Annotated in this window: 1 protein-coding gene; it reads left to right on the forward strand. The window is 37.3% G+C overall.

All coding sequences use genetic code 11. From position 1 onward, the window contains the following. Positions 1-146 precede the first annotated feature (146 nt). The gene (locus tag AN486_RS26465) at positions 147-1,490 is read left to right on the forward strand and encodes a transposase (RefSeq protein WP_267902206.1); all 1,344 of its coding nucleotides are present in this window, start codon (positions 147-149) and stop codon (positions 1,488-1,490) included. Positions 1,491-1,666 lie beyond the last annotated feature (176 nt).

A 1,666-nucleotide genomic window follows, 5' to 3' on the forward strand; every position in this document is an offset into this window, starting at 1 on the left:
TAGTCACCATTATATTTCGGTGCTTCTTCAGTTCTTCATAAAAGACTGGCTGATTTTTTGTTCTTTTAATTCCTTTACCTGTTGACTTCATTAGAATATATGTATATACTAAGTTAAGTCTAGCATATCAAGGTGGTGATTGTAAATTGCTAACAAATTATGTATATAAAATCCGCCCCAATATTAGCCAGTCCAATAAAATGGATAACTGGCTAGATATGCTCCGGTCTACTTACAATTGGAGTTTGGCTGACAGAATAGCTCAATACAACCAGCAGTTTATTCAAGGTGACTATTGCGATATTAGGACTAAAGCAGAAGCTTGTCCATTAACTTGCTTTGTTAGTAAAAATGGAGCAAGTGGAGAGCCGTGGAAAGATGCTAAAACTGACAAGGATGGCAAACTCAAAAACCCTCGACGCAGTGCTGGTGATATTCAAATAACGGCATTACCATATCTAAAAAAAGCTAGACCTTGGTTTGCTGAGATTGATTCTACAGTCCTACAGCAAAACGTCAAACGCCTTGACACTGCCTATAAAAACTTCTTTGAAGGGAGAGGTTTTCCCAAGTTTAAAAACCGTAGTAATTTTACCTCTTTTACTTACCAGATGGGCGTAAAAGTTCAAGGTAATAAAATTTATCTCCCTAAATTGGGATGGATGCGGTTTTTTAATTCTCGCCTAATACCAACAGGTTTTACTATCAAAGCTGCCACATTAAGAAAGCGTCAAGATGGTTGGTATGTTTCAATTAGGATTGAAGATAAAACCATACCAGACTATGTAAAAAAACCGCTAAACGAAGTTAATTCTATTCTTGGTTGTGACTTAGGAATAACTAAACTTGTCCATCTCTCTGACAGACATCAAATTGATAATCCTAGATTCTCAACTAATAAAAAAGCTAGACGCACTTTAAAAATCAGACAGCGACGGATTAATCGTAAAGTCAAGGGGAGTAAAAATCGTAAAAAAGAAGCTAATAAAGTAGGACGGTTTCACAAAAAGATTACAGATAAAAGGACTGCTTATCAATGGAATGTTGCTAAAACAATAGTTTCTAGAAAGGTTGATGCTATTGCCTTAGAAGATTTAAACATCTCTGGAATGTTAACACGTTGCCAGGTGAAAACTGATGAAAAAACTGGGAGATTTTTAAAGAATGGGCAATCAAGAAAGAAGGGGTTAAACCGTTCTATCTCTGACGCAAGTTGGAGTGATTTGATTTTAAAAATTGAGTATCTCGCTGTGAAGCAAGGAAAAGTTGTCATTAAAATCAATCCTAAATACTCCAGTCAAGAATGCAGAAATTGTGGGCATACTGATAAATCAAACCGTGATGGTGAGAAATTCATTTGTACTGAATGTGGGTATCACGAACACGCCGATATTGGTGCTGCCAAAACAATTAGAGATAGAGCTTTCAAAACTTGTATTGAGCGAAGTCGAAATATAGTACGTGGGGACTCCGCGAAACTTGCTGTTTAACAGCTAAACGCCCAAAAGATGAGCCAGTGCGGTATTGGGGTCTCTCCAAGTAAAGCAACTAGCAGTATCAGCACGCACTTTTGTGCAAACGTGTTGAGTTTGGGAACCTGTGCAAACAGGATATTAGGATTGCAAAATTTTAAGAATCTCAGTGGCTTCAGCCCTGAGAGTGTCAA

This window comes from Anabaena sp. AL93 (assembly GCF_001672085.1).
Taxonomy (GTDB): domain Bacteria; phylum Cyanobacteriota; class Cyanobacteriia; order Cyanobacteriales; family Nostocaceae; genus Dolichospermum; species Dolichospermum heterosporum.